14 protein-coding genes are annotated in these 17,006 nt (G+C 45.2%); 10 read left to right on the top strand and 4 right to left on the bottom strand.

Annotated elements, in window-relative coordinates; genetic code table 11:
- Window positions 1–74: 74 nt before the first annotated feature.
- From AB6E51_RS03525 to AB6E51_RS03490, 8 genes are all read left to right on the top strand, one after another.
- Window positions 75–1,592 carry a fumarate hydratase gene (locus AB6E51_RS03525; protein ID WP_017068776.1) on the top strand — a complete coding sequence of 506 codons (1,518 nt, stop codon included), beginning with the start codon at window positions 75–77 and terminating at the stop codon, window positions 1,590–1,592.
- A 164-nt stretch (window positions 1,593–1,756) separates the two neighbouring features.
- Entirely contained in the window at window positions 1,757–1,942 is a 186-nt protein-coding gene (locus tag AB6E51_RS03520) for a hypothetical protein (protein WP_004734731.1), read from the top strand.
- 199 nt (window positions 1,943–2,141) lie between these two features.
- On the top strand, window positions 2,142–3,515 hold the full coding sequence (locus AB6E51_RS03515; protein WP_372058514.1) for a YcjX family protein: 1,374 nt from the start codon (window positions 2,142–2,144) through the stop codon (window positions 3,513–3,515).
- A 14-nt stretch (window positions 3,516–3,529) separates the two neighbouring features.
- Window positions 3,530–4,582, top strand: a complete 1,053-nt coding sequence (locus AB6E51_RS03510; protein ID WP_102333205.1) for a YcjF family protein — start codon at window positions 3,530–3,532, stop codon at window positions 4,580–4,582.
- 123 nt (window positions 4,583–4,705) lie between these two features.
- Window positions 4,706–6,250, top strand: a complete 1,545-nt coding sequence (gene tyrR, locus AB6E51_RS03505) for a transcriptional regulator TyrR (RefSeq protein ID WP_017060431.1) — start codon at window positions 4,706–4,708, stop codon at window positions 6,248–6,250.
- Window positions 6,251–6,268: 18 nt separating this feature from the next.
- Entirely contained in the window at window positions 6,269–6,856 is a 588-nt protein-coding gene (gene rimJ, locus AB6E51_RS03500) for a ribosomal protein S5-alanine N-acetyltransferase (protein WP_017065430.1), read from the top strand.
- Window positions 6,857–7,020: 164 nt separating this feature from the next.
- A complete protein-coding gene (locus AB6E51_RS03495; RefSeq protein ID WP_017060433.1) occupies window positions 7,021–7,494 on the top strand; it encodes a DUF2947 domain-containing protein in 474 nt (157 codons plus the stop codon).
- 268 nt (window positions 7,495–7,762) lie between these two features.
- Window positions 7,763–7,978 carry a hypothetical protein gene (locus tag AB6E51_RS03490; RefSeq protein ID WP_017065431.1) on the top strand — a complete coding sequence of 72 codons (216 nt, stop codon included), beginning with the start codon at window positions 7,763–7,765 and terminating at the stop codon, window positions 7,976–7,978.
- A gap of 171 nt (window positions 7,979–8,149) precedes the next feature.
- On the opposite strand, the gene AB6E51_RS03485 is transcribed toward AB6E51_RS03490, so the two are convergent.
- The 3 genes from AB6E51_RS03485 to AB6E51_RS03475 all read right to left on the bottom strand — a co-directional run bounded on the left by AB6E51_RS03485 (window position 8,150) and on the right by AB6E51_RS03475 (window position 13,776).
- Window positions 8,150–10,990, bottom strand: coding sequence for an Hsp70 family protein (locus tag AB6E51_RS03485; protein ID WP_372058513.1), 2,841 nt, complete (start codon window positions 10,988–10,990; stop codon window positions 8,150–8,152).
- A 153-nt stretch (window positions 10,991–11,143) separates the two neighbouring features.
- Window positions 11,144–13,144 carry an Hsp70 family protein gene (locus tag AB6E51_RS03480; protein WP_372058512.1) on the bottom strand — a complete coding sequence of 667 codons (2,001 nt, stop codon included), beginning with the start codon at window positions 13,142–13,144 and terminating at the stop codon, window positions 11,144–11,146.
- The gene (locus AB6E51_RS03475; protein ID WP_017091262.1) at window positions 13,144–13,776 is read right to left on the bottom strand and encodes a DUF2760 domain-containing protein; all 633 of its coding nucleotides are present in this window, start codon (window positions 13,774–13,776) and stop codon (window positions 13,144–13,146) included. The genes AB6E51_RS03480 and AB6E51_RS03475 overlap by 1 nt, the downstream gene beginning before the upstream one ends.
- Before the next feature lie 350 nt (window positions 13,777–14,126).
- Between AB6E51_RS03475 and AB6E51_RS03470 the strand changes: the two genes are divergently transcribed.
- Both AB6E51_RS03470 and AB6E51_RS03465 read left to right on the top strand, forming a co-directional pair.
- Window positions 14,127–15,665 (top strand): diguanylate cyclase domain-containing protein, encoded by a 1,539-nt coding sequence (locus AB6E51_RS03470; protein ID WP_372058510.1) that lies wholly within the window; start codon window positions 14,127–14,129, stop codon window positions 15,663–15,665.
- Window positions 15,666–15,752: 87 nt separating this feature from the next.
- Entirely contained in the window at window positions 15,753–16,283 is a 531-nt protein-coding gene (locus AB6E51_RS03465; RefSeq protein WP_017083367.1) for a 3'-5' exonuclease, read from the top strand.
- Between the two features lie 122 nt (window positions 16,284–16,405).
- Here the strand turns inward: AB6E51_RS03465 and AB6E51_RS03460 are convergent, their stop codons facing one another.
- On the bottom strand, window positions 16,406–16,855 hold the full coding sequence (locus AB6E51_RS03460; protein ID WP_017060439.1) for a TerB family tellurite resistance protein: 450 nt from the start codon (window positions 16,853–16,855) through the stop codon (window positions 16,406–16,408).
- Window positions 16,856–17,006: the final 151 nt, after the last annotated feature.

Here is a 17,006-nt window from a genome sequence, read left to right as displayed (position 1 = left end):
ACCACCTAATTCGATTTGGCACATATAGTCAAACTGTGAACCCACATGGAACCAGAACAATAAAGAGGCATGCAATGACGGTTATTCGTAAGCAAGATGTGATCAGCAGTGTCGCTGACGCACTTCAGTACATTTCTTATTATCACCCTTTAGACTTTGTCCAAGCCCTAGAAAAAGCGTACGAGAAAGAAGAGAGCCAAGCAGCTAAAGATGCGATCGCTCAGATTCTTATCAACTCGCGCATGTCTGCGGAAGGCCATCGTCCAATTTGTCAGGATACGGGTATTGTTACTTGTTTCGTGAACATCGGTATGGATGTTAGGTGGGAAACGGATCAAACAGTACAACAGATGGTTGATGAAGGCGTTCGTCAAGCTTACAACAACCCAGATAACCCATTGCGTGCATCTGTCCTAATGGACCCTGCAGGTAAGCGTATTAATACCAAAGACAACACACCAGCGGTTGTCCACATTAATATGGTTCCAGGCAACAAAGTTGAAATTCAAATCGCGGCTAAGGGCGGCGGTTCTGAGAACAAAACCAAGATGGTTATGCTGAACCCTTCTGATGATATTGCAGAATGGGTAGAGAAGACGCTGCCAACAATGGGTGCAGGCTGGTGTCCACCGGGTATGCTAGGTATAGGCATCGGCGGTACGGCTGAGAAAGCAGCTGTGCTAGCGAAAGAATCTTTGATGGAACACATCGATATCCAAGAGCTTATCGAGAAAGGTCCTGAGAACGCAGAAGAAGAGCTTCGTTTAGACATCTTCAACCGTGTAAACAAGCTTGGCATTGGTGCACAAGGTCTTGGAGGTCTCACTACTGTGGTTGATGTAAAAATCAAAACAGCACCAACTCATGCTGCTTCTAAGCCTGTATGTTTGATCCCGAACTGTGCAGCAACGCGTCACGTTCACTTCACACTAGATGGCAGCGGCCCAGCAGAGCTAACGCCACCTAAGTTAGAAGAGTGGCCAGACATCACTTGGGAAGCGGGCGCAAATACACGTCGTGTTAACCTTGATGAAGTGACTAAAGAAGACGTACAAGAGTGGAAGACCGGCGAAACGGTTCTTCTGTCAGGTAAGATCTTAACCGGTCGTGATGCTGCTCATAAACGTATTCAAGGCATGCTAGAAAGCGGCGAAGGCTTACCAGCTGGCGTTGATTTCAAAGGTAAGTTCATTTACTACGTGGGTCCTGTTGATGCTGTAGGTGATGAAGCGGTAGGTCCTGCGGGCCCAACAACTTCAACACGTATGGATAAGTTCACTGACATGATGCTGAACGAAACTGGCATTATGGGCATGATCGGTAAAGCGGAACGTGGCCCTGCAACGGTTGAATCAATCAAAGAGCACAAAGCGGTTTACCTAATGGCGGTTGGTGGTGCAGCTTATTTAGTCGCAAAAGCAATTAAAAAAGCACGCGTTGTTGCGTTTGAAGATCTCGGTATGGAAGCGATTTACGAGTTTGAAGTTGAAGATATGCCTGTAACGGTAGCGGTTGACTCTAACGGCGTGAACGCACACCAGATCGGCCCTGACACGTGGAAAGTGAAGATTGCTGAAGCTGAGAAAGCGTAATTAATCGACGCCAAAAAATCGTAATTGTCGCTAACTTCAGCGTTTGAATTGCAATTTTTGACAGAAAGTTAAAGACAAAAGTGCAGCATTATCTGCACTTTTGTCTTATTATCAATGATATAGTGATAAACACATAGTTTGATATAAGAACATAGGAGAGAGGAATGCCTCGTTTTATTCAGATCCTACAGATTATCTTGGCAGTGGTGATTGGTGCTTTTGTTGGCTACGACCTGATCTTGAAAGGGATCAGTATCTTTGATAATAAATACGTGACGATTACATGTGCGCTTTGGCTAATTGCAGAGATTGCACTGTTTGTTATCTACAAGTTGATTGAAGACGATTAGACGTCGGATATCGTGCAAAAATTCTAAAGCCCCTGATTATGAATGTAGTCAGGGGCTTTTATTCATCTAGCATTAAGAATGTGTATTGCATACTCATCAACATAAGCAAAAGCATACAAACTATCCCAACGGGGAAAGAACATAGGCTTGCCTTTCTATTATCATAACCAGCTAGCCTAACTATCACGGAGTCGTTCTAATGAAACACCTAACTCAAGAAATGAGTGACTTTATAAGCAGAGGAACGGATTCTCATATTCGAGTAGCGGTCACGGGGCTCTCTTGTGCGGGTAAGACAGCATTCATTACTTCGCTGGTTAATCAGCTTCTTCATACGTCTACCCATAAAAACTTGCCACTGCTTGCATCGGCGAGAGATGGAAGAATTATTGGCGCAAAGCGTATCCCGCAACACAACATGATGATTCCACGCTTCTCTTATGATGAAGCGATGGAGTCGTTGAATGCACAGCCACCAGAATGGCCAGTGCCAACGCGTGATGTCAGTGAGATTCGTCTAGTAATCAAATATAAGCCTGCGAAGGGCGCAAAGAAGCTACTGAGTAAAAACAGCACCCTTTATCTCGATATTGTCGATTATCCAGGTGAATGGCTGCTTGATTTGCCGTTACTGGATATGGACTTCGATACCTGGAGCCAATCTCAGTTTGCCGCATTGAAAGGCGACAGAGAAACTTACTCGCAACAGTGGAACGCCATGCGTGGTGATATCGATTTGCTAGCAGAAGCGGACGAAAAGAAACTGGTCGCGATTGCCGATAGCTACACTCAGTACCTTCATACTTGTAAAAGTAACGGGCTGCATTGGGTACAACCGGGTCGATTCGTATTACCCGGTGAGCTTGAAGGCGCGCCTGTGTTGCAATTCTTCCCGTGCATCGCACCTGAGGGTAAGTTCTCAAAAACAAGTAACTATGCGGTACTGAAAGCGCGTTATGAAGAGTATCAACAGAAGGTCGTCAAAGCGTTCTACAAGAATCACTTCGCGACGTTCGACAGACAAATCGTGCTAGTGGATTGCTTACAGCCACTTAATGCGGGCTATGACTCTTTCATGGACATGCGTGGCGCGTTAGAACAGTTACTTAAGAGCTTTAAGTACGGTCGAAGCAATATCTTAAGACGTTTATTCGCGCCGAAGATCGACAAGATCTTGTTTGCAGCCACCAAGGCTGACCACGTGACACCGGATCAACATCCGAACTTGGTGTCACTGTTACAACAGATGGTACATCCGGCTTGGCAGCAGGCGGCGTTTGAACACATCGACATGAGTTGTATGAGTATCGCGTCTATTCAAGCGACCAGCGCGGGTTATATCTCGTCTGGCTCAGACAATGTTCCGGCGTTGCAAGGTGTGACTTTGGATAATGTCCCTCAAACCATGTATCCGGGAGAGGTGCCGCGTAAGTTGCCCAACAAACAGTATTGGGAAACCAACCAGTTTGATTTCACGAGCTTTAGACCGATGGAGCAACATTCCGATGAGCCTTGCCAACATCTAAGAGTCGACAAGGTTTTAGAGTATCTCATTGGCGACAAGTTGAAGTAATTGAGGCAATCAAAATGAGTGAATTAAAAACAAAGCAGGTCTTTAATGAACCGTTGAAGACCTCTTTTGATGAGCAAGACAAGAGTGACGTTGGCCCGGATTTAGGCGCTCAACAACTGTTCACAGAGCAAGAGAAATTTGTCCCTGTCGCACCGCAAGTGAAAGCTGATCTTGATGGTGAAGCTGAGCAGCAATTGGAACAAGTGATTCGACCGAGCAAAAAGAAGAAGTGGTTTGGAACGGGTTTATTGGTCGCTTTCTCTGGCCTAGTTGGATGGCAGGCAATTGATTCGGTCATTACCGCGATTCAATCGGCTGACTGGCTGGCGTTAGGTTGGGCAGGCTTCATTGCTGCCATTGCTTCATTGGGTTTAGGCGCAATAGGCAAAGAGCTGTGGAAACTGCGTTCACTTAAAGATCACTTTAGTGTGCAAGAGCAGAGTGAAGAGCTACTCCAAAGTCAAAGTGTCGGCAAGGGCAAAGCGTTCTGTGAAAACATCGCCAAGCAAGGTGGCATTATCGCTGAGTCTCCTTCGTACGATAAGTGGCGAAACAGCATTAACCCAGCACACAGTGATGCAGAAGTGTTGGATATGTACGATGCGTTAGTCGTGAGTCAACAAGACAAAGTAGCGACTCAAATCGTCACTAAGTTTTCGACCGAATCGGCGGCTTTGGTTGCAGTGAGTCCATTGGCGGCGGCTGATATGTTGCTGGTGGCTTGGCGAAATTTCACCATGATCGACAAGCTTGCTGATGTGTATGGCATTGAGCTTGGCTACTGGTCTCGCATTAAGCTATTTAAACTGGTGTTAATCAACATGGCCGCTGCAGGAGCAAGTGAGCTCGCGATTGATGCAAGTATGGATCTCGTCTCGATGGATCTTGCAGGCAAAGTCTCAGCTCGAGCAGGGCAGGGGCTAGGTGTCGGTATCCTTACTGCAAGACTGGGCTTAAAAGCCATGACATTGCTGCGTCCTATGCCTTGGCATAACGAACGAAAAGTAAAACTGGCAGACCTCCGCAAAGCCGTCCTATCTGAAATAAAGCGTATCACTCTCAAATAAAGCATTTAAAGCTCAATAGTTTGAGAAGAAGAGTAAACATATGTTTACTCTTCTTCTTGACTGAACTCAGAGCTTAATCCACACTACTGTCAACTTATCCTGACACCTATAATAGGACTATTTGTGCGTCTTGAAGTATTGTGTGAAGACAGACTCGGCTTAACGCGTGAGTTGCTCGATATCTTGGCCTCAAAAAGCATTGATTTAAGAGGAATCGAAATTGATGTTAAAGGTATTATTTATCTAAACTGCCCTGATATTGATTTTGATGCTTTTAGTGAACTTATGGCTGAAATTCGCCGAATTTCAGGTGTGAAGGATGTACGTAAAATCCAATTTATGCCAAGCGAAAGGCATAACACAGAGCTGATTGCTCTGCTGGCAAACCTACCTGATCCTGTGATTGCGATTGACCTTAAAGGCTCAGTCGATATGGCTAACCACGCCGCATTGAGCCTCTTCAACAAACAAGAAGATGAAGTCATCGGTGAACCGCTCGCGACGTTTGTTCCTAGTTTTAACTTTGCTCGTTGGATCGAAGGCGATGTAACGCGCCATCGTGAAGTTGTCGTGTTAGATGGCTTAGATTTCTCTATTGAGATCCTGCCGATTTACCTTGGTGGTGATGTCAACGAAGCGGTACTGGCAAGCGCAGTAATGACGATTCGTTCTTGTAATCAAGAGATGAACTCGCCAGATTCAATCCCAGAACAGAACAACCTGGGTTTTGAACACTTTGTTGGTGTCTCTAATCGCCATAAAGCCTTGATCAGCCAAGCTAAGAAATTGGCTATGCTGGATCAGCCTCTATTAATTGAAGGCGATACAGGTACGGGTAAAGAGATGCTGGCGAAAGCGTGTCATAACCGTTCAAATCGATCGTCTTTCCCATTCTTGATTCTAAGCTGTGCATCGATGCCTGATGACGTAGCGGAAACGGAATTGTTTGGTCATGCGCCGGGTTCATTCAACCATGAGCAAGGTCATAAAGGCATTTTCGAGCAAGCGAATGGCGGTACGGTATTTTTAGATGAAATTGGCGAGATGAGCCCGCATCTTCAAATCAAGCTGCTGCGTTTCCTACAAGATGGTTCATTCCGTCGTGTTGGTGAAGAAGAAGAGATGCACGCGGATGTTCGTATTATTGCATCAACGCGCCACCGTCTTTCTGAATTAGCCGACTCGGGTTCGTTCCGTGAAGATTTGTTTTACCGCTTGAATGTACTGACTCTGTCTATCCCTGCATTGCGTGAACGCTCAAACGACGTAGCGCCACTGTTGGAACTGTTCGTTGCAAAGTACGCGCAGCAGTTAGGTATGTTAAAACCAAAACTGACTCAAGAGCTGATCGACCAGCTTGGTAATTACCAATGGCCGGGCAACATTCGCCAGTTAGACAACATGGTTCTACGTGCACTAACAGAGTTAGATTCAGACACACTAACGGTTGAGCAATTCCATTTGCCACAGCTTGAAACAATGACGGCTGGAATGGCGAACCTGAGCTTAGACGGCTCGCTCGATGAAATCATGAAAGACTATGAATCTCAGATTCTAGAGAAGCTTTATCAGTCTTTCCCATCAAGCCGTAAGCTAGCAAAACGTTTGAATGTATCTCATACCTCAATTGCGAATAAGCTTCGTGATTACGGTATCAGAAAGAACTGATCGAATAAGAACAAGATTATGGAAGATTTGAGTACACCAGAGCGCATTTATAAGCATGATGGTAATCTGATTCTACGCACGGCTGAAATCGATGATGCTGGCATGATCAGCGAGTACTTTCAGGTTAACAGAGAGTATCTGAAACCTTGGGAACCGATTCGCGAAGACGCGTTCTTTGATAGAGCGAGTTGGGCGCAGCGACTGATCAAGTTAAACGAGCTTCATAAAATGGGGCTAGGCTATTACTGTTTACTGATTAACGCTGACTCTAATGAAATGTTAGGCACCATATCGTTCAGTAATTTGTCTCGTTTCCCGTTCTACGCTTGTAATGTCGGTTACTCATTGGCGCAAAGTGCACAGGGCCACGGTTACATGCGCAGAGGTTTGAACATGGCCAAAGACTACATGTTTGATGTGCAGAACATGCACCGCTTAATGGCGGGCTACATGCCTCACAACGAACGCAGTGCTGGCGTATTAGAACATCTTGGTTTTGTCCGAGAAGGTTTTGCTAAAGACTACCTACAGATTAACGGTAAATGGGAAGACCATATACTGACAGCATTAGTTAACCCAAATTGGGAAGATAGACGCGTTATTTAGCGGCAATATTGCTAAGACGTAGTACTAGTTAAAGGCAAATAGCTTTTAAACGTAAACAAAATTTAGACGCAGCGTATATCAAGCTTTGCTAATCGCCGCTGCATCAAAAAGAACAGATAGGCATGGTAAATCCATCAGCCTGAGCAGATATTTGAGGAATTTTGATGTCATACACAACTTTGGACGAATACCAAAGAAAATGGATTTTCACACACCAGTCAATGCCGCTTCCGGCAGAGGACTTGGAAAAGATTAAGCCAATGACACAGGCGAGAGCATCTCAGTTCTGGAAAGAGAACGTGAGCCCTCAAAGCCCAGACGCAGAACGACTGAGCTCGCAAGACTGGCCAAGCAAAGCATCGAACTGGAATGAAGAGATCAGTTGGATGGCGCATTGGGAAGCGGATGAGCCTGAAATGCCAGAAGAGATTCTTAACTTTATTGATTGGCAAGATGACGTAACTGTTTATTTTTGTTATGAAAAGTACAATGTTCTTGAAACCAAATGGGCGATTTTCAAGAAGCATTGGAAGAACTTTTTGTTCTACGATGATGGCCCGATTTTAATCGGTCGTCGTCGTTCAGAAGCCCTTTGGTTTGCTACCAATGGCAAGGTGAAAATCGGTAACCGTGCTTAACCTCGGTGTGATTTAATCGAGTGAGTGTTGGTGTTTCGATCAACAGATAGAAAAACAAAAAGCGAGCATCGAGCTCGCTTTTTTTGTGCCTAATGATCTTCGAAGATCATGGGGAAAGACCCACTATTTGAGCCCAACTAAAGGTGACCATATCCACTCATTTAAAGCGAGTGAATTACGAAATTGAGATCGCTATCTCATTGGGTTAGTTGAAGTTTCATGGGGTTGAGCTATCTTTATATTACTGCCTTAGTGGAGGTGAAGTATTATGATTTGGGATACTCTCGAACGTGTAAATAAACTTCGCAAGGAAGCAATGGAGGATCCAGAGTTTTTGGATTCAGCAAAAATGCATGAGGAATGGCTTTTAAGCGAAACTCATAATCAATCGAACAAAGGAGCAAAAGAGAATAAACCGAAAAAACTATCTGACATTTATGAAAATACGGATTTTCCTATCAACCCAACTGGAACCAAACATTAACAATGATGAACTGCAACACGGCTAAGGCTCTTAACCAAAAAGCTATAAGTCGATTACACATACCAGCCTTAAGCCACCAATAAAAAAGCCACTTTCAACGAATCGAAAGTGGCTTTTTCTTTTCTTGCTAGCTTCTTTACCATTAGCAACGAAAGCTAATCGTTTTCAAACCTAGTTATTGATTAGGCTTAATCCGCTTGGTAACGCATCACCAAACACACGCTTAGATTCACTCTCAGAAAGCTCAGTCACTTCACTCACTAGTGTTAACCATGAGTCAGGTACCTTGCTTTGCTTAAGCTTCTCAATCACTTGATTGCGATAGTCGTCAGAGATATCAAACTGACGGTCACCGGTTTTTCGACAAATCATCACCGCTGCGAAGGCGATCATCTGCTCTTTCTGCCAGTTCTGTTCAAGCAGTTTTGGTAACCACTGTTCAGCTTGCTCTCTAGGAATTACGCTGTGTTGGCTGCCATACAAAGGCGTTCTTGATGCTAATCGTCCTAGCGCCCACCAGTGAGCCTGTTCAAATTGGTTATGGTTGATCGCTTTGCTTAAGAACCAACTTGCCAGCAGCACTTTGTCTTCAACCTCAAGTTGCTCAAGTGACGCCGCTAAACGGACCATGGCTTCATAACCATTATCTTGCGCATCTTTGGCTGTCTTAGGGTTCTTCATTGCACCTGGGTGAAGGTATTTAGCGATGTCCGCCAAGATACTCTCTTGCTGCTCTTGGTTTAGCCCACCAGCGACACGACGCCAGAATACCCACCAGTCTGTCCAGCCTTGGTGGTTCTTGAACTGAATGTTCTGTTGGTAAAGGCCCCAAATCTGTTCGATACGCCATGAGTCAGTCGGATCGCCAAAGCCAGGACGTAGCGAGTAACCCGCCAAACGCAGCCAGTTCTTCTCGTGTGCTTCTGAACGACGGCGGCGTTTACGACCTAATGAAAAGGTATCAAACAGATGGCGAAGGGTCGTGAAATCCCATTCATCACGCTTACCGAGTCGCTTCTCAAGATCTTTCGATAGTGTTTTGATCTCTTTTGATTCAGCACTCTTCTTGTTGCCGCTGTACAGACGAGAAATCAATTCCTTACATTCATCCAGTCTTGGGTGAAGTTTAGCGGTATCAGACTCATCACCTTGCTTGTTTCTTACTTCAAACTCGAGCAACCAACGTTTAGAGTCATCTTCTGTACTCACACATTCCATTTTCAGTGTGCCGACTTCCGTTAATTGACACGCGAGCAATACTTCGACGCGTTCTTTTTGGTTGGCTTGGAGCTCTGCAGTACCTGAACCTTCCAGTGTAGAAATATACGGTGGAAGAGGGGAGAACAAGTCAGCGTCGACATTGACCATCACACCATTTTGAATAGCGGTGTCATGAGCAATTTGATCGTGTGTTGAAGTCAGAAGATTAAATCGTACTGGCTCACCTAAAGTCAGCGAGAAACGACGGCTGTTCAAGCGTATCTCTTGGCCTTCTTCGGTTCCTTTGGCAAGCAGACAAAGCGCTTTACCCATCTTGTTTTTCTCTTGCAGATGCAAGAAGTAAGAGCGGGCAGCACCGCCACCGATTTTCAGCTGTGCACCGCGGCGTGCTTTACCAAAGGCAACCGCGCCAAGGGCAACAGACCAATCTGGATGAGGGTTATCAAGCACTGTGATAGGAGAACCGTTCCAGTTGCCCAGTAGCTGAGTAATTCGCTCTGTTACCAGTTCACTGTTAAACACACCACCATTGAGCAGCACGCCAACTGGAATTGCAGGTTTGGTGTCATCGAACTCAATAGAGTCTGAGTTTTCCAATGCGGCTTTAGACACTTGTTGGTGCGTTGCTAGGAATTCTGCAACGTGCTTACTCACCGCAGGGTCAGCCACGTAAGGCAGACCAAACTCAACCACAGCACTGCGGCGTTTGTCGGGTGTTTCAGTAAACTCAGAAAGCGGGAAGAAACCTTCCAATGCGATTTGATGGACTTCTTGTTTAGTTAAACCAATACTCTTAGTACCGCCAAGCAGTTTTGAACCGCTGCCCAGCATGGTGATCTTTACATCATCGGGCGCATTGGCAGAAAGCAGGCTCTCTTTTGCGGCGCGAGTCTGTTGAATCAGTTTGGTTAGGCTAGAGGCATTGAGCTTTTTGTTTTGATTGAAGCGTTGCTCTGCAAGGTGGGCAAGGGCTAAATCGAGGTTATCACCACCAAGCATCAAGTGTTCACCAACACCAATACGGTCGAGTGCGAGCTCGTTATTACCGTCGCTGTTCGCATCGAATTTGGCTTCAATTAAGCTTAAATCGGTGGTACCACCTCCAACATCACACACTAGAATCAGTGGGATTTGTTGAAGTTCATCTGCTGCGGTTTGTTGGTGACGGGCATACCAGTCATAACAAACGGCTTGCGGCTCTTCGAGTAATAGAATCTTACCTAAGCCCGCCAGTTCTGCGGCTTCGAGTGTTAGCTTGCGTGCTGTCTCATCGAAGGAAGCAGGAACGGTAACCACAACATCTTGGTCTTCAAGCTTGTTGCTCGGGTTACGGTAGTTCCATGCTTGGCGAATGTGGTTGAGGTAGCTTGCACTCGCCACAACTGGCGAGACTTTATCGACATCTGCTGCGCCTGCCCAAGGCAGAATGTCGGAGTTACGATCCACCGCTTGGTGTGACAGCCAACTCTTAGCACTCGATACTTGGCGGCCTTCAACCTTAGCGCCTAATTCACGTGCCCATTCACCGACGATAACGTTCTTAATATCGCCTTCAACGGGGCTTGGTTCCCACGGCATTGTCAGGTCAGAAGGGGATATTTGACCTTGTGCTGGGTGGTAACGAAAGGATGGGAGTAAGGGCTTGCGAACCACTTCACCGGGGCCGATGAGTTGGTCAATATCGAAAAGAGAAACGGGAGCATGTTGTAGGTCGTCGTTGATTTCACAGTAAGCGACAACCGTATTGGTTGTACCTAAGTCAATGCCGACTAAAAAACGAGGAGTTGCCATACAAAACCTTATTCTTCCAGAGTGATGACCAGTTTTTTGATAGCTTTGGTCTTATTGTTGTTATTCGTAAACGTCATTCCTGAGAAACAGGCAGGACTAGATTGAGAAATGCATTGATAAAGTAACGGCACCCGCTAAGGTGCCGTTGATTCATTATGCTTGTTCGTTTGAGTCGTTATTCGAGTCTTCACGAACATCGAACTCAACGTGCCACTTCTGACCGTTGTCAGTAGCAATCGCTTCTAGGTGTAAGGTGCCTAGCTCAGTAACGCGAGAAGCCAAAGTCACTGGAACCACTTCACCTTCGCGACGGCCTTCAGAAACCGGCAATGTCACTTGGATTTCAGGAAGCTCATCAAGCTCTTCAGGCGCCCAGTGATCAAGGTGCGTACCCGCTTCATCTTCACGACGAATGGTTGAACCGAAGAACTGGAAGTGTACTGGCTGACCAATCACTAGACCGAATTCTTGGCTAGGTACTTGTACGCTTGAACCTTCTTCCATACCAAATGGTGCAACACACAGTGCTTCCATTGGAGGAGCCATACCTGGGATAGCTGGCATCGCGCTTTCAATTCCAACATAGTAAGAAGATGCGATACCACCACGGATACGAACGCCTTGGCCACGACGAACTGCGCCGTAGTAAGAAGCGCCACTTGCAACCGCTAGGTCTAAGTCTAAACCTGAAAGTTGTTTAGCAAATTCAGCGTCGGCATTAATTAGCCATTCATTGATCGTGTCTGAAAGACGATCAGCAAGTAGATTCGATTTTAGAACACCACCATTGAACAGTACCGCTGTTGGTTTGATGAAGTCTGCCACTGGCGCTTCTGACCCTTGCGCTTCTGTACCGGGCATGTTTGCAAACGGGTTGAAATCTTGCTGAGCGGTTTCACTATTTCCAGAAAGCGCGTTCGCTTGCTTAGAAAGGAATGCGGCAATGTGACGAGTAATACCTGCGTCTTGAGCGTAAGGCAGACCCATTTGAGTCAGTGCGCCACGCGTCTTTTGTACTGGGTGCTCAGTCACCGCTACTTTCGGGAAGAAGCCATCAACCAATGTTTGTTGAACTTCTTGCTGAGTCAGATCTGTTTTCAGTGTTGCGCCCAGTAGTTTAGAACCACGGCTTGGAACAACGATTGGCACAGATTGAAGCTCAGCATCGTTAAGCAGTGCTTCTTTCGCATCACGACACGCGTGAGTCATTGCTTGAACCTGCCAAGGAGCCAGTTCTTTGCCTTCTTGAGCCAGTTTCATTTTCAGACGGTAAGCCAGAGCTAAGTCCATGTTGTCGCCGCCCAGTAGGATATGTTCACCTACAGCGATACGGTTCAGGCTTAGGTTGCCTTCATCTTGTGTTACTTCAACCAACGAAAGGTCAGTCGTACCACCACCGATATCAACAACAAGAACGATGTCACCAACGTTCACTTCATCACGCCATGTGTCGTTGCTGTTATCAATCCAGCTGTAAAGAGCCGCTTGTGGCTCTTCTAGAAGCGTTAGGTGAGTGAAACCAACATTACGTGCAGCTTCTGCTGTTAGGTCACGAGCCGCAGGATCAAACGAAGCAGGAACCGTGATCGTTACATCTTGGTCTGCCAGTTTGTGTTCTGGGTTAGCGTGGTTCCAAGCATCTTTAAGGTGCTCAAGGTACAACTCAGTTGTCTTAAGCGGAGATACCTTTTCAACTTCTTCAGGGCTGCCTGCAGGAAGGAACGCATCACGACGGTTCACACCACCGTGGCATAACCAAGATTTTGCACTTGCTACCAAACGGATTGGGGTTTTAGAACCTAGGTTACGAGCAATCGCACCAACCAGTGCTTTAGGCTCAGAAGACCAAGGAAGAACGCGAGAGCCCGCATTCATTTCATGTTCGTGCGGCTGGTATAGGAACGAGCCAAGTTGGCTGCGAGTTTCTACTGTACCTGGCGCCGTCAGTTGAGGGATTGACATCACCTCAACGCGAGCGTCTTCATTTGTTGTGTCGATGAAAGACAAAACACAGTGTGTGGTACCTAAATCGATACCAACACTGAACTTAGGCGCCTGATGTTGCTCTTGAGAAGATAGCTCTTGTGAATGCATCTGCGGCGTATGTTCTTGAGAAGAAGACTCGTGCGATGATGGCTGAGTTTGGTGTTCCATTATAGCTCTACCTCTGCCGGTGCAATTACAGATGCATCGTAGTTTTCAGCAAGCTTAGGCAGGTTCATGTCAGTTGCTTTCCAACCTTTGTGAACCAGTGTGCCGTTGAATGGCGCATTACCCGTTACGTTGCCAGTTAGGCGAATTTCTTGAGGGTTGAAACCTTCAGCAATAGTGATACGTGTTTCTTCATCTTCAGTGCGGATGTGAGAAAGCGTTACGTAATCGGCTAATACTTTTTGACCGCCAGTGTGAATAACACGAGCTGCCGCGCCAACTTCTTCATCAGAGAATGATGTTAGGTCTTCTTTTAGGAAGTCAATTAAACGAGCTTCTTGCTGCATGATAGACAGTAGCTGCATTGCAGAATCTGTTGGTGCTGTTGCCAGCTTAGATTCAACTTCTACTACTTTTTCGATCACACGTTCAACTTCAACAACTTTCTCTACTTCGACAATTTTCTCAACTGGCTTTTCAACTTCAACGATCTTTTCTACTGGTTTTTCTACGACTTTCTCAACCACTTTGGTTTTACGAGAAACGGCAATTAGCAGTAGTAAAACGCTTGATGCAGTCAGGCCTGCGTGAAGCATATCAAACGTTTGTGGGATTAGGTTCAAATCAACGATCATAGTGATTTCTCTTTAAAATTGATTTAACGGTATATTCGTCGGTTTAAAGGAATATACAGGTTGGAAAGAAACTCAGTGGCATAAGGCCGAAATGGTCACTTTCAAGCTATAAATATGGGTGGATACTAGCATATTCAAGGCTTAAGGGCTTTATTTAATGTTTTCAATAAACTGGCTTTTTGGTGAGTTAGCTTGAAAGTTAATCGAGATTTGTTGGTTTATTAGTCGCAAATGTCCATGGGTTGTAAATAGTGTTAGTTTTATCCCATTGTGAGAGTCAAAGATAAATAGAGCCTAGCATTCCGGCAGTGTATACTTTCGACTCAAAATAACATCATATGGGAAGCTGTATGCCCCACACTACCGACCCTATAACAGGGTTGAAGAAACGAACTTTGCCGTTAGTTGTCTTTTTTGCCACATTTTTGATAACGGTGTTGTGTTTTGTTTTGGTTGCGGCGAATCAAAATAGGTCTTTGAATGAGAATCTGGATAGCTTTGCTCAGCATCAAACGCTCAGTTTAAAAGCATTTATTGATAACGATGTCGCTTATATCGGTTCCGGTGCGAATTTTTTCTATTCTAATGATGTCGATAGTCGGGACCGATTTGATCGTTTTGCTCAGCAAACGATTAACGGCTCGAAAAGCCTGATCGGATTGCAGTGGATGCAAAAAGTAGCGGTAGAAGATATCGCCGAGCACACCGCCAAAATGAAAGCTCAATACCCATCCTATAGAATGTTTACTATCCCTAAACATGGGCCAAAAACTTATGGTTATGTCTTGGATGGCGAGCCCGTATTTATCGCGACAGATATTTATCCGAATGATCCAGTGAACAACGGTGTTTTGGGTTTTTACTCTTCTCGTGAGCGGTTTAATCTGGTCATTGAGAACATTAAAAAAACACGTGAAGCGAATATTTCAGACAAAGTTCGTCTATTGCAAGATGGTTTAGACAGCAACACACCTAAGAGCGGAATGTTGGTTTACCACCCTGTGTTTGATGGTCAAACGGACAATTTGTTAGGGGTTGTGATTGGTGTTGTTCGTACCACATACTATTTTGAGAAACTTCTGGCGTCTACTGTCGGCGATATGGACGTTTATGTGCGTGTTACCGATAGCGGTTTTGAAGCTGAAGATGCCCCGATAATGTTCGAAACCAATGGTTATGAAGCGGTAACTGGGCAGCACATTACAAAGACGATTACATTAACTAACCGTGAATGGATCATCGACTTCAAGATAGATGCATGTATTTCATTTAATGGTTACTTAGTGTTGGCGGGAATCGGCATAGTTGGTACCACTATCTCATTACTGCTTGCTTATATTGTGAACCTGCAAATTCGAGAGAAAGAGCGCTTGTATCGAATGATTGATGAAAGAACAGAAGAACTTCGCTTTCTTGCCAATCATGACAGTTTAACGGAAATTTATAATCGCCGAGCTTTTAATAAGATGCTTGGTCAATCGATACAAAGCGATAAGCCGTTTAGCTTAATAGTGTTTGATGTTGATAAGTTTAAAGAGATCAATGATAAGTTTGGGCACCCAGCCGGTGATGCGTTACTTATCCATGTGATTAAGGTTATCTCAGTGAGCTTGAAGTCTGGAGATAACCTATTCCGGATGGGAGGGGATGAGTTCGGTATCATTTCGAGCATCACTGAACATGACTCATTGTCTCGCTATTTAGAATGTATTTTAGAGACGGTGAGTGAGTCTCATTGCGAGCATTCTGGCCAGCTATTGAGTTGTACTCTAAGCATCGGGGCTACCATCCGCACTAATGAAGACATTGAAGCGCTCCTTCAAAAAACTGACAGCATGTTATACCTAAGTAAGTCAAATGGCCGAAATCGAGTCACAATTGCAGGCTAAATGAGCACTTGATGCAACTGGGGTCGAGTTCTTTATTAGGCTCATGTACAATTTCACGAAATTTTTGACGAGAGAATTAGGCGACGTATGAATCACAATCGAGTGGTGTGTTTCGATTTGGAAATGTGCTGTTGGAGCGAAGACGGTGTAGGAACAACAGGGGAGATCATTGAAATTGGTCTTGCTGAGATCGATCTTGTATCTGGAACCATCGTGAAGCGCGCACAATATTACGTTAAGCCCGAAAAAGACGAAGTCTCTCTATTCTGCGCCGAGTTAACGGGTATTACCCCTCGTAAAATAGAAAAACAGGGTCGCCCATTAGAGTCTGTTATCAAGTCGATGATTAAGAACTTCGGTGGCCCAAAGAAAATCTATGCAGCGTGGGGACGCGACGATCTTATCTTACACAAGGAGTGTATTGAGAAAGGCATCGAACCTCCGTTCAGCGAGTTCTTGAATATCGCCACGCTTTATCGAGTTCAGAATCGATTGAAAGAGAAACGTATTGGTCACCGTGCTGCTCAAGAAGCGAAAAACATTGAGTGGGAAGGTCGTCAGCACTCGGGTTATGTCGATGCTTATAATCTTGCGAAACTCACATTAACTATGTTGTAGCTAAATTTTTAGCTCCTCTCAGCCCTGTTTAGTCAGTTTTCAGTTTACCGATTCAAAAAAGCGACCGGTTTCTTAACCCGTCGCTTTTATTTATTTCAGTTTCCAATTCATTATTTCAGGCACTAATTTTCGCCTAAAACACTTAACTTACTCTTGATGAAGTCACAGTGGTCGACGTAGAGCAGTTCTGCTGTTTTACGGATCACAGAATCTTCGATAGGGTCAATTTCCCCGTCGGCATGCGCTACTTCCCACATCGCTTTGATTAAGTCGATTCGCACTGGCTGAGATAGGTCTCTGAGTTGCGATGTAAAGTCATACAGCGATACTGATTGCTCTACTTTCGGCTCTGCTTGCGCGAGCAGTACCTTTGCTTGTTCTTCATCTAAATCCAGCAAACGCTGCAGAAGCTGTAGCTTAGCGACTCTTTCTGATTCATTGATCTGATGGTCGGCACCCGCGACTTCACACAACAAACTCGCGATGGCGATATTAGGTGATGTGCCTTGGTTTTTGCTTAGGTCCTGGCCTTCAATCAATTGTTTAAACATTGATGTGAGAGAATTGAACATAACGAGCTCCAGTTAAAATTTGTATCGAGTTCCGTAACGCTGATAGCTATCAACTATAACCATAAGCATAACTATTGGGTCTACAGAGTGTGATCGCAAGCGTCTTTACTAAAAACTGACATTACGGATACGCGAGCGATAAGGAGCATTT

Origin of the sequence: Vibrio sp. 10N.247.311.47 (assembly GCF_041467535.1) — a bacterium.
Taxonomy (GTDB): Bacteria; Pseudomonadota; Gammaproteobacteria; order Enterobacterales; family Vibrionaceae; genus Vibrio; species Vibrio crassostreae_C.
The sequence above is the reverse complement of the archived record's forward strand: the minus strand, read 5'-3'. Positions and strand labels throughout refer to the sequence as shown.

What these genes read in the sequence shown, in the direction of transcription:
- AB6E51_RS03520 (WP_004734731.1), top strand. Translation starts at nt 1,757, where the DNA reads ATGCCTCGTTTTATTCAGATCCTACAGATTATCTTGGCAGTGGTGATT.
- AB6E51_RS03475 (WP_017091262.1), bottom strand. Translation starts at nt 13,776, where the DNA reads ATGATCGTTGATTTGAACCTAATCCCACAAACGTTTGATATGCTTCAC.
- AB6E51_RS03525 (WP_017068776.1), top strand. Translation starts at nt 75, where the DNA reads ATGACGGTTATTCGTAAGCAAGATGTGATCAGCAGTGTCGCTGACGCA.
- AB6E51_RS03470 (WP_372058510.1), top strand. Translation starts at nt 14,127, where the DNA reads ATGCCCCACACTACCGACCCTATAACAGGGTTGAAGAAACGAACTTTG.
- AB6E51_RS03485 (WP_372058513.1), bottom strand. Translation starts at nt 10,990, where the DNA reads ATGGCAACTCCTCGTTTTTTAGTCGGCATTGACTTAGGTACAACCAAT.
- AB6E51_RS03480 (WP_372058512.1), bottom strand. Translation starts at nt 13,144, where the DNA reads ATGGAACACCAAACTCAGCCATCATCGCACGAGTCTTCTTCTCAAGAA.
- AB6E51_RS03515 (WP_372058514.1), top strand. Translation starts at nt 2,142, where the DNA reads ATGAAACACCTAACTCAAGAAATGAGTGACTTTATAAGCAGAGGAACG.
- AB6E51_RS03510 (WP_102333205.1), top strand. Translation starts at nt 3,530, where the DNA reads ATGAGTGAATTAAAAACAAAGCAGGTCTTTAATGAACCGTTGAAGACC.
- AB6E51_RS03495 (WP_017060433.1), top strand. Translation starts at nt 7,021, where the DNA reads ATGTCATACACAACTTTGGACGAATACCAAAGAAAATGGATTTTCACA.
- AB6E51_RS03465 (WP_017083367.1), top strand. Translation starts at nt 15,753, where the DNA reads ATGAATCACAATCGAGTGGTGTGTTTCGATTTGGAAATGTGCTGTTGG.
- AB6E51_RS03460 (WP_017060439.1), bottom strand. Translation starts at nt 16,855, where the DNA reads ATGTTCAATTCTCTCACATCAATGTTTAAACAATTGATTGAAGGCCAG.
- rimJ (WP_017065430.1), top strand. Translation starts at nt 6,269, where the DNA reads ATGGAAGATTTGAGTACACCAGAGCGCATTTATAAGCATGATGGTAAT.
- AB6E51_RS03490 (WP_017065431.1), top strand. Translation starts at nt 7,763, where the DNA reads ATGATTTGGGATACTCTCGAACGTGTAAATAAACTTCGCAAGGAAGCA.